Annotated in this window: 1 pseudogene; it reads left to right on the top strand. The window is 59.1% G+C overall.

The features are described 5' to 3' along the window. Positions 1 to 254: pseudogene (locus tag ACRXB1_RS37860) on the top strand (IS30 family transposase); the annotation flags it as partial.

Genomic DNA, 254 nt, shown 5'->3' with positions numbered 1-254 from the left:
CAACTTTGCAGGTCTCGCACGAAACGATTTACACGACCATCTACGCTCACCCAGGCGGAGAACTACGGCGCCAACTCATTGCTTGTTTGCGTCGTGCTCACCGCGCCCGTATGTCGCGCACGCGGGGAATGATCGCCGCTGGCAAATTCCCAATATGGTCAGCATTCACGTGCGCCCACCTGAAGTCGAGGATCGCGTGATGCCCGGGCACTGGGAGGGCGACTTCATCAAAGGCGAAGGCAATCGCTCCTCAG

The organism is Caballeronia sp. M23-90, assembly GCF_053574605.1.
The sequence above is the reverse complement of the archived record's forward strand: the minus strand, read 5'-3'. Positions and strand labels throughout refer to the sequence as shown.